At 57.3% G+C, this 25,417-nt stretch carries 19 protein-coding genes; 9 read left to right on the plus strand and 10 right to left on the minus strand.

Annotated features, from left to right (window positions below; translation table 11 throughout):
- Positions 1 to 24 precede the first annotated feature (24 nt).
- Both F0155_RS05210 and F0155_RS05215 read left to right on the plus strand, forming a co-directional pair.
- Positions 25 to 1,491, plus strand: a complete 1,467-nt coding sequence (locus F0155_RS05210; RefSeq protein WP_150523430.1) for an aminotransferase class V-fold PLP-dependent enzyme — start codon at positions 25 to 27, stop codon at positions 1,489 to 1,491.
- Complete coding sequence (locus tag F0155_RS05215) at positions 1,491 to 2,300, plus strand: class II glutamine amidotransferase (protein ID WP_150523431.1); 810 nt, start codon at positions 1,491 to 1,493, stop codon at positions 2,298 to 2,300. Before F0155_RS05210 ends, F0155_RS05215 begins: the two co-directional genes overlap by 1 nt.
- Here F0155_RS05215 and F0155_RS05220 read toward each other — a convergent pair.
- The 4 genes from F0155_RS05220 to F0155_RS05235 all read right to left on the minus strand — a co-directional run bounded on the left by F0155_RS05220 (position 2,297) and on the right by F0155_RS05235 (position 4,941).
- On the minus strand, positions 2,297 to 2,881 hold the full coding sequence (locus tag F0155_RS05220; protein WP_150523432.1) for an HD domain-containing protein: 585 nt from the start codon (positions 2,879 to 2,881) through the stop codon (positions 2,297 to 2,299). The genes F0155_RS05215 and F0155_RS05220 overlap by 4 nt on opposite strands.
- A gap of 27 nt (positions 2,882 to 2,908) precedes the next feature.
- Positions 2,909 to 3,484 carry a TetR/AcrR family transcriptional regulator gene (locus F0155_RS05225; RefSeq protein ID WP_150523433.1) on the minus strand — a complete coding sequence of 192 codons (576 nt, stop codon included), beginning with the start codon at positions 3,482 to 3,484 and terminating at the stop codon, positions 2,909 to 2,911.
- A gap of 139 nt (positions 3,485 to 3,623) precedes the next feature.
- Complete coding sequence (locus tag F0155_RS05230; protein ID WP_150523434.1) at positions 3,624 to 4,295, minus strand: cupin domain-containing protein; 672 nt, start codon at positions 4,293 to 4,295, stop codon at positions 3,624 to 3,626.
- Positions 4,296 to 4,320: 25 nt separating this feature from the next.
- A complete protein-coding gene (locus F0155_RS05235; RefSeq protein ID WP_150523435.1) occupies positions 4,321 to 4,941 on the minus strand; it encodes a glutathione S-transferase in 621 nt (206 codons plus the stop codon).
- Between the two features lie 450 nt (positions 4,942 to 5,391).
- Between F0155_RS05235 and F0155_RS05240 the strand changes: the two genes are divergently transcribed.
- Positions 5,392 to 6,597 (plus strand): lytic murein transglycosylase, encoded by a 1,206-nt coding sequence (locus tag F0155_RS05240; protein ID WP_204934395.1) that lies wholly within the window; start codon positions 5,392 to 5,394, stop codon positions 6,595 to 6,597.
- A gap of 16 nt (positions 6,598 to 6,613) precedes the next feature.
- Here the strand turns inward: F0155_RS05240 and F0155_RS05245 are convergent, their stop codons facing one another.
- Both F0155_RS05245 and F0155_RS05250 read right to left on the minus strand, forming a co-directional pair.
- Entirely contained in the window at positions 6,614 to 7,582 is a 969-nt protein-coding gene (locus F0155_RS05245; protein ID WP_150523436.1) for an aldo/keto reductase, read from the minus strand.
- Between the two features lie 22 nt (positions 7,583 to 7,604).
- On the minus strand, positions 7,605 to 8,306 hold the full coding sequence (locus tag F0155_RS05250) for a DUF2927 domain-containing protein (protein WP_161599756.1): 702 nt from the start codon (positions 8,304 to 8,306) through the stop codon (positions 7,605 to 7,607).
- 137 nt (positions 8,307 to 8,443) lie between these two features.
- Here F0155_RS05250 and parA point away from each other — a divergent pair, with 137 nt between their 5' ends.
- The 4 genes from parA to F0155_RS05270 all read left to right on the plus strand — a co-directional run bounded on the left by parA (position 8,444) and on the right by F0155_RS05270 (position 18,471).
- Positions 8,444 to 9,085, plus strand: a complete 642-nt coding sequence (gene parA, locus F0155_RS05255; protein WP_150523438.1) for a ParA family partition ATPase — start codon at positions 8,444 to 8,446, stop codon at positions 9,083 to 9,085.
- 173 nt (positions 9,086 to 9,258) lie between these two features.
- Entirely contained in the window at positions 9,259 to 14,709 is a 5,451-nt protein-coding gene (locus F0155_RS05260; RefSeq protein WP_150523439.1) for an alpha-2-macroglobulin family protein, read from the plus strand.
- Between the two features lie 8 nt (positions 14,710 to 14,717).
- On the plus strand, positions 14,718 to 16,871 hold the full coding sequence (pbpC, locus tag F0155_RS05265; RefSeq protein WP_150523440.1) for a penicillin-binding protein 1C: 2,154 nt from the start codon (positions 14,718 to 14,720) through the stop codon (positions 16,869 to 16,871).
- A 436-nt stretch (positions 16,872 to 17,307) separates the two neighbouring features.
- Positions 17,308 to 18,471, plus strand: a complete 1,164-nt coding sequence (locus F0155_RS05270) for a porin (protein ID WP_150523441.1) — start codon at positions 17,308 to 17,310, stop codon at positions 18,469 to 18,471.
- 122 nt (positions 18,472 to 18,593) lie between these two features.
- Here the strand turns inward: F0155_RS05270 and F0155_RS05275 are convergent, their stop codons facing one another.
- Positions 18,594 to 19,511, minus strand: coding sequence for an alpha/beta fold hydrolase (locus F0155_RS05275; RefSeq protein WP_150523605.1), 918 nt, complete (start codon positions 19,509 to 19,511; stop codon positions 18,594 to 18,596).
- Positions 19,512 to 19,737: 226 nt separating this feature from the next.
- Here F0155_RS05275 and dapA point away from each other — a divergent pair, with 226 nt between their 5' ends.
- Positions 19,738 to 20,616 carry a 4-hydroxy-tetrahydrodipicolinate synthase gene (gene dapA / locus F0155_RS05280; RefSeq protein ID WP_150523442.1) on the plus strand — a complete coding sequence of 293 codons (879 nt, stop codon included), beginning with the start codon at positions 19,738 to 19,740 and terminating at the stop codon, positions 20,614 to 20,616.
- A 56-nt stretch (positions 20,617 to 20,672) separates the two neighbouring features.
- Complete coding sequence (gene smpB, locus F0155_RS05285) at positions 20,673 to 21,155, plus strand: SsrA-binding protein SmpB (protein WP_150523443.1); 483 nt, start codon at positions 20,673 to 20,675, stop codon at positions 21,153 to 21,155.
- A gap of 100 nt (positions 21,156 to 21,255) precedes the next feature.
- Here smpB and F0155_RS05290 read toward each other — a convergent pair whose 3' ends face one another.
- The 3 genes from F0155_RS05290 to parC all read right to left on the minus strand — a co-directional run bounded on the left by F0155_RS05290 (position 21,256) and on the right by parC (position 25,227).
- On the minus strand, positions 21,256 to 21,711 hold the full coding sequence (locus F0155_RS05290; RefSeq protein WP_150523444.1) for an acyl-CoA thioesterase: 456 nt from the start codon (positions 21,709 to 21,711) through the stop codon (positions 21,256 to 21,258).
- Entirely contained in the window at positions 21,708 to 22,871 is a 1,164-nt protein-coding gene (locus F0155_RS05295) for an iron-containing alcohol dehydrogenase (protein WP_150523606.1), read from the minus strand. Before F0155_RS05295 ends, F0155_RS05290 begins: the two co-directional genes overlap by 4 nt.
- Positions 22,872 to 22,968: 97 nt before the next feature.
- Complete coding sequence (gene parC / locus F0155_RS05300; protein WP_150523445.1) at positions 22,969 to 25,227, minus strand: DNA topoisomerase IV subunit A; 2,259 nt, start codon at positions 25,225 to 25,227, stop codon at positions 22,969 to 22,971.
- Between the last annotated feature and the right edge of the window lie 190 nt (positions 25,228 to 25,417).

Here is a 25,417-nt window from a genome sequence, read left to right on the forward strand (position 1 = left end):
GTGTCCTCAAGGAAGGGCAGGACAATGACACATTCAAATGAGACGGTTTTTGACCGGTTTCGCACCTCGCTGGAGCGTCCCGATCTGATCGAGTGGCTGCGCGGTGGCCTGATCGGCGAAGGCACGATCATCAATGGTCCGTTCGGCCCTAAAGAACTGATTTATGCCGATTACGTGGCATCAGGTCGGCCTCTGCGTCAGATTGAGGACTTCGTCATGACCGAGGTTCTGCCTTTCTATGCCAACAGCCATACCGAAGCTTCCTATGTCGGTGGTGTCATGACGCGCATGCGGCAGGAGGCCCGACGGATCATAGGACAGCTGTGCGGCGCAGATGACGACTATGCGGTCGTGTTCACGGGCTCAGGTGCAACGACGGGCATCAACCGGCTGGTCCATCTGCTAGGAGCTGGCACGACAGGTGAGAGCGGTGCGGCGCCGCTTGTTGTCATTGGCCCTTATGAGCATCACTCCAACATTCTTCCCTGGCGCGAAAGCGGTGCCGAGGTGATCGAGATCCGTGAAAGCGCTGAAGGTGGCCCGGATCTGGAGCATCTGGACGCCGTGCTTGCCGCCGCCGGGGCTGATCGTCTGAAGATCGGTGCCTTTTCCCTTATGTCGAATGTCACCGGTATTGTGACAGATGCCGATGCCGTCACCCGCGTTCTCAATCGTCACGGTGCCCGCAGCCTGTGGGATTGCGCGGGCAGCGGCCCGTATCTGCCGATTGACATGAAGGTTGGGACCGATGCGCAGAAGGATGCGGTTGTCGTATCGGCTCACAAGTTCGTTGGTGGCCCTGGCGCAACCGGCATCATGATCGTTCGAAAGGCTGCTGTCGATCGGCGCAAGCCGGTGTTTCCGGGCGGCGGCACGGTCCGCTTCGTGTCCCCTTGGGCGCATGATTACAGCGAAAACCTTGCAACTCGCGAAGAAGGTGGCACGCCGAATGTGGTTGGAGACATCCGCACGGCTCTCGTCTTCATGGTCAAGGCCGCCATCGGTCAGGCGACAATGGACCGTCGGCATGCGGAGTTGCGCGAGCGGGCGATTTCCCGCTGGCAGAACAATCCTGCCATCGAGATCATGGGCAATCCGGCAGCCGACATGCCGCTTCCAATCTTTTCGATCCGAGTGCGTGACAAGAAGAAGGGCGGATACATACATCAGCAACTAGTTACGCGTATGCTTTCAGACATATACGGTCTGCAGGTGCGTGGCGGGTGTGCTTGTGCGGGGCCGTATGCCCACCGATTGCTCGGCTTGACAGAAGCCGATTCGGAGGAGATCAGAACCGCCATCTTGTCCGGAGAAGAGACTTTGAAACCCGGTTGGACGCGATTGAACCTCAGCGTGCTGGCCAGCGACGAGAAGGCGGATCGCATCATTGATGCCGTCGACACGCTCGCATCCGAGCCTTATCCGATGTGCGAACTCTATGAATGTGACAGTGCAACGGCCCGGTTCAGGCCCCTGAAGGAGGTTGCTTGATGTGCCGCTGGGCTGCCTGGCATGGTGCTCCCAAGTTTCTTGAGAACCTGATTTACGATCCGGTGCATTCGCTCATTGATCAGAGCCGCAATGCGCTGTCCTGCAAAACCGCCATCAATGCTGACGGCTTTGGCGCCGCTTGGTATGGCGAACGCGAAACGCCGTGCGTCTACAAGGATATCTGCCCTGCATGGTCAGATGCGAACCTTATGCAAATCGCGCGTCATGTCCGCTCCCCCCTGTTCATGGCGCATGTGCGTGCTTCGACCGGAACAGCGACAACACGCGGCAACTGCCATCCCTTCGCGGTTGGTCGATGGGCCTTCATGCACAATGGGCAGATTGGCGGGTATGACCGTATTCGCAAGCATCTGGATGCTCTTGTACCGGATGAACTCTACAAGCATCGCTCCGGGACAACGGATTCCGAAGCCTTGTTCCTGATCGCGATGGGCGAGGGGCTCGACGACGATCCGATCGGCGCGATGGCGCGCACCGTTTCGAAAATCCAGACGATTGCTGAAAAGCACGGTGGCTCACCTGCCATGCGCTTTGCTGCTTCGTGGTCAAACGGCAAGAGGATCTTTGCAGCGCGCTACGCGTCGGATCATCTGGCTCCGACCCTGTTTTTCCGGCGCTTTGATGATGGCGTCAGCGTGGTCTCCGAACCCTATGACGACGTGACCGGATGCTGGGAAGAAGTTCGCCCCGGTCAGGCCATCGAAGTCTCAAGCGACAACGTGGTCTTTCATTCGTTTCTCAGTGAGCGATATGAGGCTGTGCAACAAGAAGTGCGGAAGTCGGCTTAATCCGGCTTCCCCGACTTGCCGACAATCGCAGACGTTTCCTGGTCGACCAGCTCCCGCATTTTCGAAAGAAGCGGGTGCTTGTCCGTTTGTGCCGCGCCATAGGTCAGGTTGAAGGCAAAATCGATATCCGGATTGTCCGGGGTCAAATTGTGCTGAAGCATCGTTTCGATCTTGTCGAGGCCCTTGGCCATGACAGCCTCCGGCGTTTGGCCAGTGTTGTATTCCTTCCAGAGCGACAGGATTTCAGCCCGCAGCTCGGCTGCCAGAGGAGTGCAGAGACGTTCAAGGTCTTTCAATTCCCTTGCATTCCGGTCGTCGTCCGCCGTTTGCGCAATGGCGGGCACATCTCCGCCAATGGCTTCTCCAAGATCGTGGATGATGCAGAGTTTCAGCAGGCGGGAAAGATCAATGTCCGGATCATTGCTGCTGACAAGCATTGCCAATAGACACAGTCGCCAAGAGTGTTCCGCGACGCTTTCCTGTCGGCCTTGTCGCGTTTTTCCGGAGCGCAGAGTGTCCTTTAGGCGTTCCGCACTTTGCAGGAAGGTCAGGATTCCATTGACGTCCCGGAGCGTCTGCACGAGCGAACAACCTTTTCGGGCGATATGTCAGGCCGCTTGAAGGCGGTCCAGAAAGAGTTTGGTAGCAGCATCATAACTGGCCAGATCGCCGCTGATGCGCGTTGCAATCTGCGCTCCTTCGACCAGTGCCAGAAGGGCGGCCGCCTCAGCGCCCGGATCCTGCAAATCCTTGACTTCCTTGCTCTGGCGCGCCTCGTCAAAGCGGGTCTTCAGCCATTGGGCAACCCGTGATCTGAAGGTATGGATCGCGGCCTGTGTCGGCTCTGCAAGCTCGCTATGGGTTACCGTATAGGCAACGCACATGCACAGCGTATCGCCACCATTCAGGGCGTCCCGGTAGAAGGACACAAACCGGCGAAGTTTCTCGCTGACCGTCCTGGATTGCGCCGAGAAAGCTTCAAGGTCTTCCATTACGCGGGAATCGTAACGCTGCATGATGGCCGTCAGAAGGTCCGCCTTCGTCGGGAAGTGGTGATGAATGCTGGCCTTTCTGATCCCCACCACGCTGCTAAGGTCAGAGTAGCTGAAACCGTCAGCCCCCTTGTGCCTGACGAGGTAGTCGGCAACGTCCATCAGTTCGGTTTTTGTATCTTTGGCGCTCATCGGACAGGGTCTTTTGGAGGACTACAGGCGGCTTGGTGACTTGCCATTAGCAAAATCACTGACCCGCCTGTGTACCTTGAAGACGTTCCGATGTGAAGATCAACTACCGGAACTCTTGCGAAGAACGCTTCCGACCCCGTTATGCCGCCGGCGGCTGAGCATAGGGCAGATGTCCGGTTTTGACCCATAGCTTGGCTCCTTGGGGACCCGCGACAGCCGACAAATCGACACCCTCGGGAAGACGGAGCCAGGACCCTTTTTGAAGCGGTTCCTCGCCTTCGGGGGAGAGGGCCCCACCGATCATCAGCAACTCGATGCCACCTTCGGCTTTCAGGTGGAGCTTTGCACCCGGGACTGCAGAATAATAGGTCACGATCTCGCGTGGATCCCTGTGCAGTTCCGCACTGGCAACTCCGTCTTTGACGTCTCCCAGCTCTGCTTCCATATCCTTTCGGAATTGTGTGCGGTCATTCATGTCGAATTGCCAGAGCTTTACAAAGATCGTGCAGCCTTCGTCCGAGCCGGGCGTATGGCTGGTCGTCGGTGGATTTCGAACGTAGGTTCCGGCCGGAAAATCTCCATGTTCGTCCTGAAACACGCCGTCAAGAACGATGAATTCCTCGCCGCCCGTATGGGTATGCGCTGAAAACTTGCTACCGGGCGCATATCTGACGATGGTTGTTGCCCGGGCCACCTCTCCGCCGATCCGGTCAAGCATACGCCGGTCCACGCCCGGCATGGGGGAAGCATGCCACGGCTCAGACTCCGAATGCACCAGAGCCTTCTGGGAGAAATCTGAACGAATTTCCATGGGTTTATCTCCGTGTTTCGGGGTATCAGGATGCCACACTGGCTCTTGAAGCAATCCTGCGGCGCCACGCCGCCAGCTTTTTCAAGCGGTCAGGAATTTCAATCTGCGCAAAGTCGGCAAATGCCAGACCGGCATATGCGGTGATATCAGCCATTGAGAAGCGATCTCCCGCGACATAGTCCGATTTCTTGAGGACTTCGTCGAGATACTCCATCGTCTCGATGGCTTTACGTTTGCGGATCAGGCCCCAGCGCGGGTTCTGTTCCGCCTCCAGTTCCGGGCCAAGACCCGGTGTGGCGTTGTGAAAGTAATCGCCTACAGCATCCAGAAGGCCCGCCTCCATTCGGCGGTTCATCATGTGAATGACCGCTCGTTCGCAGGGTGTGCGACCGCAGAGGTTCTCTCCCGGATAGGTGCCGTCGATATATTCGGTAATCGCCGTACACTGGGAAATGAATTGCCCGTCGGCAAGTTCAAGCATGGGAACAGATGCGTCAGGATTCTTGGCCCTGAATTCCGCACTTCTGTGCTCACCGGCCATTACATTCACCGGAATGAATTGGACTTCGTCAATCACACCTTTTTCAGCCAGAGCCATGCGGACCCGTGTCGGATTAGGGAAGCCTTCCACGTCATAAATCTTCATTGCCACCTCCATCTACCTATCAATAGGTAGTTTATTGTTTTGCATTTGTAAAGAGGGGGTGTTGGATTGAGCTGACTTTGTGGCATGGCGCTGCAGGGAGGGAAGGATGCGGGCGACGCGGCCCTCATCTTTAAGCCCTGCGCCTTCGGAAATGAACGCGATGTGTTTGCGGCCGTAACCCCCAGCGTGCACCTGCTTTCAAGTTTCGCTTAACCCAGGGCGTAAAACCAACGAAGTCAAAATCGGGATTAGTATACGCAATAATGCGTATTAGCGTCACTTCCGACGAAAGTGGCTGTCCCTGTTCCTGCCAGTGCAGGTTTCGGCAAATTTGCTTGGATCTTGTGCACATCTTCCCGTCCATGTGGCATTCCGGATGGACGGCGTTTTTTTGCCGCAATTGGGCTCACCATGGAGATAAGGTCTGGATTGTCAGCCGTGGGGGGCAAAATGTCGGAAGTCGCAGGGTTTCGCATGCAAGGGATGACACGACTGTTGCCGCTTCTGTTGGGCTTTGCGGTCGTGAGCGAACCGGCATCGGCGATCGAAAGCTGCGTTTCATCTTTGAAGAAGCAGGCGATTTCGTCCGGCGTCCGCCCCGGTGTCGCGGAGAAAATGCTGGGGGGAGCGACCTATGATGAAAAGGTCATTCGCTTCTCCACCAGCCAGCCGGAATACAATACGCCAATTTGGGATTACATGGCGTTCCTCGTCGATCCAGAGCGGATCGCCGATGGTAAGGCATTGATGCAGAAACATCGCAGCACATTGGCTTCCATCGAAAAGCGCTACGGGGTGCCTGGAAACGTGGTCGTCGCCGTTTGGGGCATCGAGAGCGACTTCGGCAAGTTTCAGGGTGATTTCTACACGCCCCATGCTCTTGCCAATCTGGCTTGCGCGGGAGGACGCCGGGCGAAATATTTCCGCGGCGAGCTGATGAAAACACTTGAAATCGCCTCACGCGGCGATGTTGCCGTGCAGGATTTCCGGGGGTCGTGGGCTGGGGCCTTTGGGCAAACGCAGTTCATGCCGACCACCTACACCCGCCTTGCTGTCGATCATGACCGCGACGGTCGAAAGGACCTCGTCAATTCATCCGCTGATGCGCTCGCATCGACGGCAAATTTTCTGAAAGACGCGGGATGGCGCAACTCTCGCCCCTGGGGCTATGAGGTCAAGGCGCCGGATGGCTATTCCGGACCGGAGGGTCTCAAAAGCCGTGCATCTCTCAGCACATGGGGGAAGAGGGGTTTTGTCACCATGTCCGGAAAGCGGGTGTCGGGCGAAACTGAAGCTGCTTTGATCCAACCTGCCGGAAAGAGCGGTCCTTCCTTCCTCGTGACACGGAACTTCAATGCCCTACGATCCTACAACGCTTCCACATCCTATGGGCTCGCAATTGCGTTGTTGTCGGAACTGATTGTTGGACGGGAGCCATTCAAGGCCCCTTGGCCGACGGACAATCCCGGCCTGTCCCGTGCGCAGCGCTGGGAGTTGCAGAAGCTGTTGAACCAGAATGGGATCGATGTCGGAGAGCCGGACGGAAAGATCGGTCCGGCCACCCGGGAAGGCATCAAGAAGGCGGAAGCCAAATACGGCCTGCCGATTACCGGCCGCCCGGCCTGGAATGTCTATTATGCGCTGGGCGGCAGGTAGTCTCTCGTTCTGAACCCTATTGCTCCTCCAGCCTGTCATGGGCTGGGGCCGGCGTGCGAGACAGGGCAGACAGCTCCTTGCGAAGCTCGGCAGTCATGTCGATATCGACCGCTTTCAGGGATGGGGCAAGCTGCTCCGGATTGCGGGCGCCGATGATTGGCGCGGTGATCCCCTGATGCGCCTTTACCCAGGCAACTGCGAGCGATACCGGGTGGTATCCATTGGCCTCGGCAAAGGCCGTGAATTTCTCTGCCACCTCAAACACCCACGGTTCTCCGTAGCGCTTGGAATACATGGTGTTTTCCGAGAGGCGTGTGCCATCCGGCTTCACGCCGGGCCGGAACTTGCCTGACAAGAGCCCGCCGCCAACCGGGCTGTAGGAGATCACGCCAAGGCCTTCGGAAATCGCAAGCGGCAGGATTTCGCTTTCCGCTTGTCGTTTCACCAGATTGTACATCGGCTGGAGCACCGAAAAGCCGGTCCAGCCCTGTTTGGCACTCAGCCCCAAAGCCTTGGCAATCTGCCATGCCGCGAAGTTGCTGGCACCGATGTAGAGAACCTTGCCGGATCGAACCACATCTTCAAGGCCGCGCAGGGTTTCCTCCAGCGGGGTGGCATGGTCGAATTGATGCACGAAATAGACATCGAGCCGATCCGTCTGCAGCCGCTTCAGGCTCTTTTCGATGGCGCGTGCAATATGCCGCCGGTTTGTGCCGCCCGAATTGCTGTCCGACCCCATGCGGTTGAACACCTTGGAGGTGATGACGAGGTCGTCGCGTTCTGACTTGATGAGCTTTCCGAGAACTTCCTCTGCAACGCCGTAGCTGTAGATGTCGGCGCAATCGAAGAAATTGATCCCGGCCTCTCTGCAGTTCCGGTACATGGCGGCGGCCGTGGCCTCGTCCGCTTCCGCGCCAAACGACATTGTGCCGAAACACAATTCTGATACTTCAACGCCAGTCCGACCCAATGGTACGCGCTTCATGATCCCTCCGTGCAATGCGGTTTCAATTCCTTTGAGGATAGTGAAGTTTTATGGCTTCACGGTCCTGTTTCCCAAGCGTAATTCGGGCATTTCTCTTCTCGGAAAAAATTGAACCGAATTCATATGCATATCCCTCTATGTCTGAGAGGAGACCTAAAGACTGTGCAAGCTCTTCAAGCATTATTGACTTGAATGTATTAGGTCTTTTGTCCGGGATGTTGGCGAATATGATAACAGCGCGATTAATATATTTATTATTGTTCCACCAAATATTTACGTGTGCCCATTCGATAAATTTCCCCTTCACACCTTTGATCTTGGTATTCATAAGCTTTGTATTGGGATGAATGCTCAGAAGATAAACATTGACATCTGCCTTGGCTGCAGGAGCAACGCGTCTCAATTGCAACGCCGGCGTAACAGAATTGATTTCGGTAATTGCAGCATCCAGAGCTTGGCTGATGTATTCTGCGTCCTCTGGCGGATAAAATGGTGCAACATGGGCAAGGGCGACGCGCAGATCTTGGGCTCGCTTTTTGGGCCAACGAACCAGTGGTGTGCGGCACTTGCCTTCTGGTTCAGCAGCGCACGCAACGGCTTTATGAAAGTCTTCGTCGGTCACTTCGTTTGCAAGCAAGACTCTGCTTTCAGAAAATGCAGGCTCGGCAATCAATAGGCAAATCGTGGACGCGCAGAAAAGAATTTTCAGAAATCGCTGCTTCATGATCCCTCCCAAGCTGCTTTGGCTTGATTTGAGCGCCCCATTGCCGCTGCGTCCAGCCCCAAAATCGGATGAGTTGCAAAGTTTCATGCTGCAATGCAATATCGTCAAAATGCATTGGAAGGCGGAAGGGATTCGCTATGTCGGGCCGGATATTGACCGTGGCGCAGCAAAAGGGTGGGTCGGGCAAGACGACCCTGAGTGCTCATCTGGCAGTGGCGCTCGCGCGCAAGACGGGTGAGCCGGTCGCGATTCTGGACGTTGATCCGCAAGGGTCTCTCGGCACCTGGTATGAGGCCCGCGAAAACACCTTCGGCGAGGACAATACCGGCCTTTGCTTCCGCACGGCCTCCGGCTGGGGCGCGCGGCGCGAGGCCCGTTCTCTGGCCCGATCCCACGGCTTTGTGGTGATTGATACGCCGCCCAAGACTGACACGGATGCACGGCCCGCCATTGAAGCTGCCGACTTCGTGTTCGTGCCGGTTCAACCGACCCCGGTCGACGTTTGGGCCACCGAGCAGACTATCGAGCTTGCGGCGCGCGAAAAGACCCCGGCAATCCTCGTCATGAACCGGGTTCCGCCCCGCGCTGCGCTGACAGCTGAAATGGATGAGGCCATTCGTTCGTCCGGCTATGAGGCGTTTGCAAGTCGGCTGGGCAACAGAACCAGCTTTGCCGCATCCATGGGGCAGGGGGCAACCGTGATGGAAGAAGCGCCGTCCAGCAAGGCGGCGGAAGAGATGGATGCACTGATCAAAGAACTTTTGGCCCGCATCGACTGAAACCATTTACCCTTGCGAAAAATCACGGCTGCGGCAGTTGCCATGCCTTCGACACGATCTCATGATGGGCTCGGCAAGTCTGGGTTGTCACATCTCGCCGCGAGGGTATTGTCGTGTCCGGTCCTTTTTCTAAAAAATCCATTGAATTCAAAGAGTTTCATCTCGGGAAACTAGTGTCGGCCTTTCTGGTCGCAGCGAGCCTTTCAACGGTGGCCGCCGCAGCGGATCGCCGGATTGTCACGATCGATGATGCCGATTATTTCGGCGCGGACTATCGCACGGTAAAAGATGTGGATCTGGATGCCTGTAAGGCTGTCTGTCTCGATGACAAGCAATGTCGGGCCTTCACGTTCAATGCGTCCGCTGGATGGTGTTTCCTGAAATCCGATACCGGACATCTGCAGAGCTTTGCCGGAGCGATTGCCGGACGTGTGCTGGAAGTGGAAGCGCCGCGCCAGACAGCGGAAGGGGAAAGACGCAAGGAACTGTCTTTTCTGACGGCTTACCAGATCGAGGCAGCCCGCACATTTGAAGTGCGTACCACGGCGGACGGAAATCCAGGCGCAGAAAGTGTCGATGCTCTTCTGCAGCGTGGTCGACAGGCGTTGGCAGACGGAAACGGGCAGGCAGCAGAGCCTGCGTATCAGGGCCTCGCCGCACTTGAACCAGACAGTTTTGACGCGTGGGCCGGACTTGCTCGTGCCTATTATCGACAAAATCCTGACGACTGGCAGGAGCGCCAGCAAAAGCGGGACAACGCGGTTCTGGCGTCCACTATCGCCTATTTGAAGGCGGTGACCCGTACGGAACGGGCCGATGCCCTTGACCTGTTGGGGTTCGGTCTTGGTCGGCAGGACAACTGGAAGCCTGCCATCAAGGCGTTTCGCGCCTCGCTTGAGTTGGAAGACCAGCCGGATACTCGCAAGCGCTATGACGATGCCATTGCAGAACACGGCTTCCGGATTGTCGATCATCAGGTTGATTCCGATGCCGTGTCTCCCCGCATCTGTCTGGTCTTTTCAGACAACCTGCCGCGCGGCAGCGATCTGGCTCCCTATGTGAAGGCGACCGGGTCGGGCACATTGTCCATTGAGACCGATGACAACCAGATCTGTGTTGACGGTGTTCAGCACGGGGCACGGTACAACGTGACCGCAAGAAGTGGTCTTCCGGCAGCAGACGGCGAAAAACTGGAAAAGGAAGCCCGTCTTTCAATCTATGTGCGCGACCGGGCACCCACCGTGCGCTTTATCGGGCGTTCCTATGTCCTGCCAGCTGGCGGAGATCCGACGATCCCGGTGATTTCGGTCAACACGACGGAAGTTGAAACAAAACTCTATCGGATCGGCTATCGCGGTCTGGCGCCGGTTATTCGCGACGGGAAGTTCCTTCAGCAACTTGCGGGTTATCAGGCAGACCAGATCGAAAATGAGCTGGGAGAGGCGGTGTGGTCCGGCGTTGTCGAAACGGAAAATCCACTCAACGAGGATGTGACGACCGCCATCCCGCTGAATGACATTGGCGTTGAAATGAAACCGGGCCTGTACGTGATGACGGCAAGGTCCAGATCCGACACGAAAAACGAGTGGGGCCCTATGGCGACCCAGTGGTTCGTGGTGACCGATCTGGGGCTGACTGCGGTGACGTCCGAAGATGGTATCACGGTCAATGTCCGCTCGCTGCTGGACGGAAAGCCGGTTGAAGGCGTCGGGGTGCATCTGGTTGCGGTCAACAATGAGACGCTTGATACGGCATCGACGAACGAAGACGGCATCGCTCATTTTGCAGCAGGCATCACACGCGGTATTGGTGGGCGTGAGCCATCTCACATTACCGCCGCTCCCGAACACGGCAACCATGCGTTTCTCGATCTTCGCAAACCCGCTTTTGATCTCTCCGACAGGGGAGTGACGGGAAGGCCTGCTCCCGGCCCTCTGGATGTTTTCGCCTGGACGGACCGTGGTATCTACAAGGCCGGAGAAGTCGTGCATCTGCAGGCTCTGCTTCGCACGGCCAAGGCCCATGCCCAGGAAGACTTGCCGCTGACGCTCAAGGTCATCCGGCCAGACGGCGTCGAACATTTGAGTGCTGTGCTCAAGGATCAGGGCCTTGGCGGGTATCTGGAAAACATTGTGCTTTCCTCGTCTGCACAACAGGGTGTCTGGTCCTTAGAAGTCTACGCGGACCCCAAGGCGCAGGCGCTTGCCCAAAAGACGTTCCTTGTCGAGGACTATCAGCCGGAGCGCGTGGACTTCACGCTTGAGAGCGACGCGGGCGAATTCAGTACGCAATCAGGAACCGAAGTCTCCCTTCAGGCTCGCTTTCTCTACGGTGCGCCGGCCAGCGGCCAGAAGCTGGAAGGCACGGTCAGCGTGAAACCGACCCGCGAACTTGCTGCCTGGCCGGGATACCAGTTCGGATTGAACGACAGCGAAACCTACCCGGTGTCTGCCGTCTTGCCGTCCGGGCTTGTCACGGACGCCGACGGGAATCTGACCTTCACCGTTGATCTGCCGGACGTTCCGGAAACGACAGCACTTTATGCCGCCGAGCTGACCACACGACTGGTGGAAGCAGGTGGGCGCTATGTCGAGCGCCGACTTGACCTGCCGGTCACTTCGGACGGGCCGCGCATTGGCATCAAGCCGAATTTCGATGGTGGAGTGGATGAGGGCGGCCCAGCGTCATTCTCGGTCATGGTGATTGACGCGTCGGGCCAACGGCAGGAACAGGCCGGAATTGAATGGATCCTCTCCAAGCTGGATCGCCAGTATCAGTGGTATCGCACCAATGGCAGCTGGCAATATGAACCGATCACTTCAACCCGGCGGGTGGAAAGCGGCGAAATCGATGCCCAGGCATCCGCCGCAGTGGAGTTTTCTGTCCCTGTTCAGTGGGGCGAATACCGTCTGGAAATGGTGTCCGAAGAGCTTGGCATCGTCACCAGTGTCGATTTTTCGGCTGGTTGGTATACGGCGAGCGCCACATCGGAAACGCCGGACTATCTGGACGTTGGTCTCGACAAGGAAGCTTACCGGATAGGCGAAACCGCCAAATTGCGGATCGTTCCTCAAATGGCGGGCGAGGTGACGGTTCAGGTTGTGTCCGGTGGTGTTCGGGAAACGAAAACACTGGAAGTTGGAACCGAGCCGCTTGATGTGCCGATTGAAGTTTCGGCCGAGTGGGGGGCAGGCGCCTATATTGTTGCAAACCTCGCAAGGCCGATGGACGCCTCTGCGAGCCGCATGCCGTCGCGGGCAATCGGTCTGAGCTGGCTCAAGGTCGACCCGCAGGATCGGGTGCTGGATGTCAGCCTGAGCTTGCCTGAGCGAGTGTTGCCGATGACCAGCCTTGATGTCCCCGTGAAGATTGCAAACCTTGCCCCGGGCAGTGAAGCCTATCTGACATTGGCTGCGGTTGATGTGGGCATTCTCAATCTGACGGGTTTTGAAAGCCCGGCGCCGGACAAATGGTATTACGGCCAGCACAGACTGGGCGCAGATATACGGGACCTTTACGGCCAGCTGATCGATACGACGCTCGGAAAACGGGGACGCGTGCGGTCGGGCGGGGATGCCGGGGCAATGCGCCTTGATGCGCCTCCGCCAGACGAAGAGCCCGTTGCACTCTTTTCCGGCATAGTCAAAGTTTCGGATGATGGCACCGCCTCTGTTCCACTTGATCTGCCGGATTTCAACGGCAGCCTGCGGATCATGGTCGTTGCCTGGAGCGCCGATGGTGTGGGGCATGGCGAACAGGATCTTGAAGTCCGCTCACCTGTCGTGGTCACGGCGACGGCTCCCCGGTTCCTTGCCCCGTCCGATGCGTCACGGCTTTTGCTTGCCATCGACAATGTGGATGGTGAAAGCGGAGAGTATCAGCTGACCGTCTCTGCAGGCGAGGGGCTGGAAATCACCGAATCTTCTCTGGCGGCTCAGATCCTCACGCTTGAGAAGGGCAAACGGGTTGATCTGAGGCTCCCGGTTCGGGCGACCGGTGCGCTCGGACGTGGAGAGATCCTTGCGTCACTGACTGGCCCGAACGGCGAGGAATTTGTTGAAACGGTCAATATCGACGTGAAAGACAACCAGCCAGAGGTTCTGCGTCGCTCGACACTCACGCTTGCAGCCAATGGCAGCCTTGTGCTCGATAGTGCCGTTCTGGACGGCCTGAAGGCAGATACAGCCAGGGTGTCCGTCACTGCGGGGCTTGCCGGTCGGATAGATATCGGCGGTTTGTTGACCGCCCTCGACCGGTACCCTTATGGCTGCACCGAACAGACAACCAGCCGCGCCTTGCCTTTGCTTTACCTTAGCTCCGTCGCTGAAAATGCCGGATTGGGGTCGGCGGAAGATCTGCGCGAAAAGGTGGAGACAGGCATCCAGAGGGTTCTTGCCAATCAATCCTCGAACGGCTCCTTCGGGCTCTGGAACAGCTATGCTACGGGAGACGGATGGCTGGACGCCTATGTTACCGACTTCCTGACAAGGGCCAAGGAGCAAGGGTTCGATGTTCCTGCCCGAGCTCTCGACTCGGCGCTCGACAATCTGGAAAACAGATTGGCCTATGCCTCCGACTTTGCCGAAGGCGGCGAGGACATCGGCTATGGCCTCTACGTTCTCGCCCGCAATGGCAGAGCGTCCATCGGAGACCTCAGATATTATCTGGATGCCAAGCTGAACGCCTTCTCGACGCCGCTCGCAAAGGCGCAGGTTGCCGCCGGTCTTGCGCTTTACGGCGAACAGGAAAGGGCAACCATCGGCTTTGATGCTGCGGTTTCGGCCCTCAGCGAACCGGTCAAGGCGGGGTATCGCTCCGATTTCGGAACGCCGCTTCGTGATGACGCCGGTGTGCTGGGGTATATTGCAGCAGGGATCAAGGATGCGCCCTTGCAGAGCCGGGCCTTGTCCATTCTGGAAGAGCGTCAGGCAAAAGCCGGGTCCTATTCCACGCAAGACATGGCGTGGATGTTGCTCGCGGCCAACGAGCTGCAAAAGGAAGCCGCAGAAACGTCGCTCTCTGTCAACGGGACTGCTCAGCAGGGGCGAATAGCCTGGTCATTCAATGGTGCGGAACTTGCCGCAGCTTCGAACGAATTCAGGAATGAGACCGCAGAGCCAGTCAGTCTTCTGGTATCTGTCGCCGGTCAGCCGACTGCGCCCGAACCTGCCAGTGAAAACGGCTATTCCATCGAAAGGGTGCTGTATGATCTGGATGGCAACCAGCTGGAGCCTTCTGCCATTCCGGTAAACACACGAATTGCGGTTGTTGTCACTGTCCGGACCTTGTCGGATCAGGCAGGGCGATTGATGGTCGTTGATCGCCTACCGGCGGGATTTGCGGTCGACAATCCACGGCTGGTTCGCTCCGGGGACCTCGGCGGGCTCGATTTCCTCTCCACCATCGATCAGCCAGATTACATTGCCTTCCATGCAGACCGAGTGGAGGCCGCGATCGACCAGACCCGTTACGGCGGAAGCGAGCTGACCTTTGCGTATCTGGCGCGGGCAGTGATACCGGGTGAATACGCTCAACCCGCGGCGAGCGTTGAGGACATGTATCGACCGGATCGCCGGGCCAATACCGCGAGCGGCCGGGTGCAAATCCTCGGACCCGACAGATAAGCGGAACGATGGCCTCGCTCACAAAGACCCGAAAGACAAACCGGCAGCGTTTCTACGCTGCCGGAACAGCTTTGGCCGTGGCGGGGCTCCTGGTTTCCGGAGGCTTCAAGATTGCTGCAGATTACAAGGCAGCTGAAGCGATACTGGAACAAACAGACCTGTCGGTTTCAAACGTCGTGCTGGACAGGAATGACCGGCTGTTGCGAGCCTTTTTGAGTGCTGACGAAAAATGGCGCCTACCGGTCGAACTGGATGCGATCGATCCGATCTATTTCAAGCTTCTAATTGCTTATGAAGATCGGCGCTTTCGTGAGCATTCGGGTGTCGACCTTCGCGCCTTGGTCAGAGCAGGCGTTCAATTGGCTAGCCGGGGCAGGGTCGTTTCCGGCGGCTCCACGCTCACCATGCAGGTCGCGCGACTCTTGTCTGAAGAGGGAACGCGCAGCCTGGCTGCAAAATACCATCAGGTCCTCAAGGCAATTGCCTTGGAAGACGCCCTGAGCAAAGACGAGATTTTGGCGCTCTATGCCTTGCGGGCGCCGTTTGGCGGAAATCTGGAAGGGATTCGCGCGGCTTCGCTGATCTGGTTCGGCAAGGAGCCATCCCGTCTCACGTTGGCAGAGGCGGCCTTGCTTGTGGCCTTGCCGCAGTCACCGGAAGGACGCCGTCCGGATCGTTCGCCAAAGGCTGCAAGAAACGCGCGGGACCGTGTGCTTGATGTGGCGGCTGCAACCGGTGTTGCCTCGCTCGATGAAATTGCTGCGGCAAAACGGGAACGGCTCCCGGTCAGCTGGCGGAAGATGCCGCAACACGCCCCGCACAAGTCGCGGCAGGTGGTTGCTGCCAACCCTGCTCGAAGCGTTCATCATCTGACACTGGATCTTGAGCTGCAAAAATCGCTGGAAAGTCTGGCGAGCAAGCGGGTCGGCAAGCTTGGCCGAAAGGTCTCGATGGCGATCGTGGTTGCCGATCACACCAGCAGCGAAATTCTCGCCGCGGTTGGCTCTCCGGGCCTGCATGATCGCGCCCGTCAGGGCCATGTGGATATGACGGAAGCTGTCCGATCTCCAGGGTCCACCTTGAAGCCTTATATATATGGACTCGCTTTCGAGGACCGTATCGCGCTACCCGAAAGCCTTATTCAGGACCGCCCCGTAGACTTCGACGGCTATCGTCCGACGAATTTTGACCAAGGCTATCAGGGGGCGATCACGGTCCGCCACGCACTCCAGCAGTCGCTGAACACTCCGGCAGTCCAGCTTTTGGATACCGTCGGTCCGGCGCGGCTCATGGCACGCATGAAGCGGGCAGGGCTTTCCCCCGATCTTCCCGGACAGGATGCGGCAGGACTGGCAATCGGTCTCGGTGGTGTGGGGGTCAGCCTGATGGACCTCGTCCGCCTCTATGCCGGTCTCGCCGAATTGGGGCGTCCGGTCGATCTTCATTTTTCCCGCGATGGCGAAAGCGAAACCACGAAGTCCTCTGTAAACCGGCAACAAAGCCGACCGTTCCTTTCGGAAGCCGCCGCATGGCAGGTTGTCGACATTTTGTCGGGCTTGCCTCAGCCTCAAGCAGCCAAGGCTCAGGCCGTGGCTTACAAGACTGGCACGTCCTACGGATATCGCGACGCGTGGTCTGTCGGCTTTGATGGGCAGCACGTTGTCGGCGTATGGGTCGGCAGACCGGACGGGTCGCCTGTTTCGGGGCAAACAGGGGCAGAATCAGCCAGTCCGATTCTCTTTGAGGTTTTTCAGCGGATTGGCTCGGCGCGTGTCGCCCTGCCACAAAGGCCCGACGGCGTGGCCGATCTGGTAACTGCGGAGCTACCGATTCCCCTCCAAAGGGCGCGAATCGACGCCAGAGCATCTCCTAACCAACACGATCAGACGTTCAAGATCATGTTTCCGCCAGACAACGCAGTCCTCGAATTGGCCGGAACTTCCAGCCGAAGCGCTGCCGACCAGTTGGTCATCAAACTGCAAGGCGGGAAACTGCCATTTGTGATTCTGGAAAACGGCAAACCAGTTTCAGGTATGGGCAAAGCTTACTCAAGACAGTTTCACTTTGTGCCGACGGGGCCGGGTGTGACGTCGCTCGCGGTGATCGACAGGGTTGGAAACGCGGCGACCGTGCGTCTCGACATTCGTTCCATTGGCGGCTAACTGAGCCAGGGTCTGGCGAAAAGCTGCGTGCAATCGTCGTCAAACGGCGCTGTGTTTGGGAGCCGAATCCACGGTAAACATCGATCCAACTGCTCGAACTCCGCGTAAATGCTTGGGTTTTATGGGGCGGAAATGTGGCGAAATCGCCCGAAGTGTTACCAGTTCCTTACCGTTCATCCCCAATTGCGTGACATTCCTGCCACACACATATCCAAAGGAAGCCGATCCGGGCTCTTCGGCTCACTTCGATGTTGAACCGGCAATCGGGATGGGTATGGTCACTTCTGCGAGCGGCTTTCGGGTCGCGCTGCTTTGCCCACTCGGAAGAAGATCCTCCGGTCGGGGACAAAGACAGAGTAATTCGCGGGGAAACGATTTTGCTAAAGGCAAAGGCCATTTGCAAAGTCTGATAGAATTGACTGATTGGAGGTCAGATATGAACTTTAAGGGCTTGATGCTCGCAGCCGCTGCAGCCACTGCTGCTACCGGCGCTTCCGCTGCAGATCTTCCGGTAGCTCCGGAGCCGGTCGACTACGTAAAAGTTTGTGACGCTTACGGTGCACGCTTCTACTACATCCCGGGCACCGACACCTGCCTCCGCGTTGGCGGCCGTATTCGTGCACAGTACACCCTGAACAACATGGGCGACAACAACTCTGACGGCTTCGGCGGTCGTGATGCTGACAACTATTCCATGATTGGCCGTGGTTACCTGTACCTCGATAGCCGTACGTCCACCGAATTCGGTCTTCTGCGTACTTACGCTGAGTTCCAGGGTACGTCTGGTGGTTCTGTTGTTGCAGACAAGGCATTCATCCAGTGGGGCGGCCTGACTGCTGGTTACGCAACGTCGTTCTTCGACTTCTTCACCGGTCAGTCCTACATCGGTCCGGTTACCCGTAACTGGTCTGACCAGACAACCGACCTCATCGCTTACACCGCAGCTTTCGGCAACGGTTTCTCCGCGACGGTTTCCTTGGAAGAGGGTGGCTACCGTGAAGTTGACGAAGGCGATACTGCAGTAAACGGCGTTCTGTACGGCGGCCAGTATCTGCCGGACCTCGTTGCTAACCTGCGCGTTGATCAGGGTTGGGGTTCTGCTCAGCTGTCTGCAGCTCTGCATGACGTTCGTTCCAACGACGCAGCACATATTGCTGGCATTGATTCGGAACTGGGCTGGGCTGTTCAGGGTGGTGTGATCATCAACCTGCCGATGCTCTCCTCTTCTTCGAACATTGCGTTCCAGGCTGCATATGCAGACGGCGCACTGGCTTACCTCGGTGCAGCTGACGACTCCATCTACTACGATCTGGCTGCTGTTGCTGGCAACGGCAAGACAAGCTCTGGTTGGAACGTAGGCGGCGGTATCTACCACCAGATGGGCGCAATCGGCGTGTCTCTCGATGGTTCTTACCTCGATGTTGACCTCGCAGGCACCAACAACGACGTAACTCGTTGGGCAATCGACGGTTCCGTCAAGTGGGCCCCGGTTTCCGGCCTCGACATGGGTGTCGCAGTTGGTTACGCCAACACCGACATCGACAACACCTCTGATGTTGACGAGCTGTTGGCTGCGTTCCGTATTCAGCGCACTTTCTAAGTTAATCTCTTAATCGAGACTAACGGGAAAACCCGGCGGAAACGCCGGGTTTTCTTTTTGTTTTTCTTAGACATATCGGAATAGCTGGAACTGTCGAACCGGACAGGAAGCGCCTTGTTTCACTACGACTTCCCTAGAAATTGTAGGATCGCCTGCTGACTTATAGGGTCCCATAAAAGCGGCGCATGTCCTTCAGCGGGAATGACTATCAAGTCGGACCGATTATGCCGCTGAATCATCGCTTTCGACGTTCCCGTCGAGAGAAGATCAGATCGTTCTCCGCGTAAAATCAGCACTGGGATATTGAAAAGGCCGTCATAGAGCGGCCAAAGATCCGGAAAAGCATCGCCATCTTCAAGTCCGTCCAATTGGCGGCGGAGCTGTGGGTCATAGTCCAGTGTAACATTGCCATCTGTCTCAGTGGCCAGTTGACGGGCAAATCTAAGCCAGTCACACTCAGTTAGTGCAGGAAACTGATCTCCCAAACCGGTCCGCAGATGGATCGTAAGCTCTTGCCATCCCGCAAAAGCCATCTTCAGGCCAATGCTGTCGCGGATGCGAAGGAGCGAGGCGAGGGGGATTTCCGGTCCGATATCGTTCAAAATCACCCCGATCATGCGGTCCGCCGGGTATCTTTGCGCCATTGCCATGGCATGAAGCCCGCCGCGGGATGTCCCCAGAAGGACAAATTGGTCAAGATTTTGCTCTGATATCGCCAAATCGATATCGGCGGCTTCCTGAGGAAGCGTGTAGGTTTGCCAATCCGGCGACCATTCACTTGCACCGCGACCACGATAATCAAGGGCAATCACTTCGTGCCCCTGCTTCGTCAAAAAGCCTGCGATCGCGCCAAAATCTCGCGTGTTCCGGGAAAGGCCCGGCAAACACAGAACAGGTGTCTTCTTTCCAACGCTGCCTTGCGGTGACCAGCGCACACCAGCCAAAGTCAAGCCATCTGGTGATAGCCAGGTGAAGTGCTGTGTTGGGGCTTCGGTGCTTTGTAACGACGCCAGATTGGGCGCGATGGGTATATGGGTCATGGTCAAAGGAAAATCCTTATACTGTCTGGCAAAAACCTAGGAAAAAACTGACAGAATCGCCAGTGGAAGACTTGCTCGGGTTGAAAGAATTCCTTTATTGCAACGGTGAGGGAAAAAGGTGCCGCGATAAGGTGGTTACCCATTGCCCCGCTTCCGGCTGGACAGTATTGTCACCGCCGGTTCACACCAATTGAAGTTCACAAGAAAGACCCAAGGAAACCGGAAGATGTTTAGAGGATCGATTCCAGCGCTGATTACACCGTTCAAGGACGGAGCGCTTGATGAGAAACGGTTTCAGGACTTTGTGGACTGGCAGATAAAAGAGGGCAGCCACGGCCTTGTTCCTGTTGGAACGACTGGCGAAAGCCCGACGCTCAGCCATGATGAACACAAGCGTGTTGTTGAGCTGTGCATCGAAACAGCAAATGGCCGCGTTCCGGTCATTGCAGGTGCAGGCTCCAACAATACCCGTGAAGCGATTGACCTTGCCCAGCACGCCGAAAAGGCCGGTGCCGATGCTGTTCTTGTTGTAACACCTTATTATAACAAGCCAAATCAGGCTGGTCTCAAGGCTCACTACAAGGCGATCGACAGCGCGGTCGGCATCCCGATCATCATTTACAACATTCCGGGCCGGTCGGTGATCGACATGACACCGGAAACGATGGCAGAGCTCTACCGTGACTGCAAGAATGTGATCGGCGTCAAGGATGCAACGGCAAACCTAGCCACTGCCAGCCGTCAGCGGCACCTGTGTGGCCCGGACTTTGTCCAGCTGTCCGGCGAGGACATTACCGCACTGGGCTTCAATGCGCATGGCGGGGCAGGGTGCATTTCGGTCACGGCGAACATCGCGCCGCGTCTCTGCTCGCAGTTTCAGGATGCCTGCACGGCTGGTGACTATGCCAAGGCTCTGGAAATCCAGGACAAACTGACCCCCCTGCATCGCGCAATCTTCATTGAGCCGAATCCGACTGGTGCAAAATACGCCCTGTCTCTGCTTGGCAAGATTGAGGAAGAACTGCGTTTGCCGCTGGTGCCGATTTCCGAAGGTACCCGCGCGGAAATCCGCGATGCAATGGTGCATGCAGGCCTGATCAACTGATCTGACGGACGGCTCGGTCTTCGAGCCGTCTTGCCTTGGGCAAAAAGGATAAAAGAATGGCCCAAAAGAACTCCAAGAACGCGCCCGCAAAGACCGTTGTCTCAGACAATCGGAAGGCGCGCTTCAATTTCGAGATCGAGGATGTTCTGGAAGCCGGGATCGAGCTGAAGGGGACAGAAGTAAAGTCTCTTCGCACCGGCAAGGCCAATATTGGCGAATCCTACGCGGCTGAACATCAGGGCGAGATCTGGATCTACAACGTTTATATTCCTGAATACCTGCAGGGCAACCGCTTCAACCATGAGCCGCGCCGACCGCGCAAGCTCCTGCTGCACAAGCGTGAGATAGGCAAGCTTGCCGGCGCCGTGCAGAAAGAGGGCAAGACGATTGTCCCGCTCAAGCTCTATTTCAATGACAAGGGCAGGGCGAAGCTGGAACTGGCCCTGGCAAAGGGCAAGAAGCTGCATGACAAGCGCGAGACTGAAAAGAAGCGCGACTGGCAGCGCGAAAAATCCCGCATCATGAAGACCATGGGCTGATCGGTTCACAGAAATCCCACAGGAAAACATGTGGGGAGCCTGTGCGCAGTATGTGGATAGCATGTGGAAAACATGCGCCTGTCAAGCCGCAATATTCTGCTTAGAGAAGCTCTGATAATTTGTCTTGCATAGGCCCGCAGATCGTCACGGGCTTTCGTTCCTTCCGGTCCACCAGAACATGAACGAACCGTCCCAGAGCAGCTGTGGTATTCGCTCCCTCGCGGAACAGGCCGATGCTGTAAATGACTGACGAAGAACCTATTTTTTCTATTTTGAGCCCTGCGTCGATTATTTCCGGGAACTTCAGTTCCTCAAAGTAGTGACACCCTGTCTCGACGACGAGGAAGACGGTCGGCGAGTTTGCCGGGTCCAGCAAACCCTGCCTGACCAGCCAGCTGTTAACTGCGGTATCGAAGAAGCTCAGATATTGGACATTGTTGACGTGACCGTAGATATCCACATCCATCCACCGCGTCGGGATTGTGGAAAAGTTTCGGAACTGATCGCGCGACAATGGAGTGGGACGCGGAGCTTTGTGCTGGTCTGCATTTGTCACAGGGCGGCCTCATAGATCGCAAGCGCATCTGCTTCTTCAAGTGGCCTTGGATTGTTGACGAGAAGCCGCGTTTGTTTCATCGCATCCTTTGCCATTTTCGGAAGGTCCACCGCCGAAATTCCAACATCCGAAAGATGTTGTGGCAGGCCGACTCTTTGCGAGAGGATCGCCAGTTCTGCGGCAAAGGCATCGGCTCTTTCCCCGGCATCCTGCAGGAAGCTGAGTTCCGGAAAGACATGGGGTGCCAGCTCGGCATAGGCCTGGGCTGCGGCCGGAATGTTGAAGCGGAGCACATGCGGCAGAACAAGCGCGTTGGAAAGGCCATGCGGAACATGGAAGGTGCCGCCAATCGGATAGGCGAGCGCATGAACAGCGGCCACAGGTGAATTCGCGAACGCCATCCCGGCCAGCATGGAACCGAGAAGCATGCCGCTTCGCGCATCGATGTTGCCCGGCTCGTTGACAGCCGTTTCAAGGTTGTCGCCAAGGAGCTTCAGGGCTTCTACCGCAAGTGTTCGAGATACCGGATTGTTGTTGGCGCTTTTTGACGCATAGGCCTCGATGGCGTGGACCATGGCATCAATGCCTGTCGCTGCCGTAACGGGAGCAGGCAACCCAAGGGTCAGGTCCGGGTCCAGAACAGCCATATCGGGCAGGATTAGCGGTGAAACGACACCCCGCTTTTCGTCGTCCTCCACGGTAATGATCGAAATAGGCGTGACTTCCGAGCCGGTCCCGGAAGTGGTTGGAACAAGGATCAGCGGAAGGCGAGGGCCTTTTGCCTGATTGACGCCCCAGGCCTCGTCAAGGTCTTCACCGCTCCCCACCAAAAGGGCCACCAGTTTGGCAACATCAAGAGAGGAGCCACCGCCGAGCCCGATCACTGAGGTCGCACGATGCCTGCGCGCGGTCTCGATAGCCTCCATCACGATGGATCGTGACGGGTCCGCCGCGACTGCATCAAAGACCTCAAACTGCTTCTGCGCGCCTCGCAGACCGTTCAAAGCCGGTGAAAGCAGCCCCGCAGCAACAATGCCCTTGTCGGTTACTATGAACGGGTGATCGCCAAGAAAAGCTGCACCGTGCTCTGCAAGCCTTGCGGAAGAGCCACGTTCAAAAACGATCCGCTGACTGGTGTTGAACGTGAACGCCCCGATCATCTGGACCTCTTCGTGCCACAACAAAAAACTCCCGGTCACAATGCCGGGAGTTCTGGGTCACGTCGAGAGGGGGATAGCAAAAACCGCATCCCCGGATTTACAGCCCGGGTGTTCCAAACTTGTTGGTGCGCGGGAAACCGGTTGGGGGGAGGCGTCCGGCCTGACCGCGGTCACCGCGCCAGTCTGCCAGGTCATCCAGAGATCTGTTGAAGCTGCGGCCGGAAGAATCGACCCAAGTGAGGCCTTCCTCGCCCTTGAAGACCCGCATGTCGGCAATGTCACCATCGCGGTAGCGTTGCAGGCGCACGCCGCGGCCACGGTTCATCTGGGCAATCTGCGCAAGCGGGAACACCAGCAGTTTACGGTTCTGTCCGATGACCGCAACATGGTCGCCGTTGGCCTCAACGCACAAGGTCGCTTCTGCGGGAGCTGAGAGGTTCAGAACCTGCTTGCCCTTGCGCGTGTTGGCAACAACGTCTTCCTCGGCAACGACAAAGCCGCGCGCCTCGTTACTTGCGATAAGGAGCATACGCCCGGGCTTGTGAACGAACGCACACACGACATCCTGCGCTTCGTCCATCTCCACCATCAGACGGATCGGCTCGCCGTGCCCGCGTCCACCGGGAAGGTTGGCCGCAGACAAGGTGAAGAACTTGCCGCCCGTGGAGAAGACCAGAAGCTTGTCCGTCGTCTCGGCATGGAAGGACAGTTTCAGCGCATCGCCTTGCTTGAAGGTCAGGGTCGACAAGTCGCTCTGGTGGCCCTTCAGCGCCCTGATCCAGCCCTTTTCGGAGATGATCACCGTGATCGGCTCTTTTTCGATCATGGCTTGCTGGATATCGCCCAGATCGTGTTCCGGAGCCTCGGCAAGCCCTGTGCGGCGTTTGCCCAGATCCGTTTCAGGGCCATAGGCCTTGGAGATCTCTGCGATTTCCTTGGAAATTCGCGTCCACTGGCGTGCGTCTGATCCGAGCAGTTTGACCAGTTCGTCCTTCTCGGCGGTGAGCTTTTCGTGTTCCTTGCGGATCTCCAGCTCTTCCAGCTTGCGCAAGGAGCGCAGACGCATGTTCAGGATCGCTTCGGCCTGAACATCGGTCAGCGAGAAGGTACGGATCAACTCTGCCTTGGCGTCATCTTCCTCGCGGATGATGCGGATCACTTCATCCAGGTTCAGGTAGGCAATCAGATAGCCTTCCAGAACCTCAAGCCGGTGATTGATCTGGCCAAGCCGGTGCTCTGAACGACGGATCAGCACTTCCTTGCGGTGGTCGAGCCACTCACGCAGAACCTGCTTTACGCCCATCACCATCGGCACCTTGCCGCGCGACAGAACGTTCATGTTCAGCGAGAACCGGTTTTCCAGGTCCGTCAGCTTGAAGAGCGATTCCATCAAAAGGGCAGGGTCGACATTGCGCGAGCGCGGTACCAGCACGACGCGGATGTCTTCCGCCGATTCGTCGCGAACGTCGTCCAGAAGCGGCAGCTTGCGGGCAGTCAGGAGTTCCGCGATCTTTTCGATCAGGCGGGACTTTTGCACCTGATAGGGGATTTCCGTGATGACGACATTCCACTGGCCGCGCCCAAGGTCTTCCACTTCCCACTTGGCGCGAACGCGGAAGCTGCCACGGCCTGTGGCATAGGCTTCGCGAATGGTTGCCGTGTCGGAAACCAGAAGCCCGCCAGTCGGGAAATCCGGGCCCTTGATATGTTGCAGAAGTTCGTCGACTTCCGCGTTCGGGTTCTTGATCAGGACCTGACAGGCTTCGCAGAGTTCATGCGCATTATGCGGCGGAATGGACGTCGCCATGCCGACCGCGATTCCCGACGACCCGTTCGCAAGCAGGTTCGGAAACCCGCCCGGCAGCACGATAGGTTCGCGTTCTTCACCGTCGTAGGTTTCCCGGAAATCGACCGCGTTTTCGTCAAGACCGTCCAGCAGGCGTTTGGCCGTGTCCGTCAGGCGGGCTTCGGTGTAACGCATGGCGGCCGCGTTATCGCCGTCCACGTTACCGAAGTTGCCCTGACCATCGACCAGAGGATACCGCTGGGCAAAATCCTGCGCGAGGCGCACGAGGGCGTCATAAACCGCCTGATCACCGTGCGGGTGGTATTTACCGATCACATCACCAACAACACGGGCGCATTTCTTGAAGCCAGAGCCCGGATCAAGTTTCAACAACCGCATTGCATAAAGCAGGCGTCTGTGGACAGGTTTCAGGCCGTCGCGGACATCCGGCAACGCCCGGTGCATGATTGTGGAAAGCGCATAGGCAAGATAGCGCTCTTCAAGCGCTGTCCGCAAATCAATGCCCTGTACGCCATCCGGGCCTTTCGGCGGAATCGTCTCGTTTCCCATGAATTGAGGTCTACCGTCTTCGGAAGGCTTGCACAATCTCAACAGAGCGCAAACGCGAGCATATGGCGATCATTCACCGGTTTTCACAATATGCTTGAAACCATGTTTTCAAATCATCGGGAATATTGAGGATCCCCGTGGTTGTGCCGACGCTGCATTAAGCGTAGTGTTAGAATTCTGTCGCAGCGTA

This window comes from Roseibium sediminis (genome assembly GCF_008711325.1).
Classification (GTDB): Bacteria; Pseudomonadota; Alphaproteobacteria; order Rhizobiales; family Stappiaceae; genus Roseibium; species Roseibium sediminis.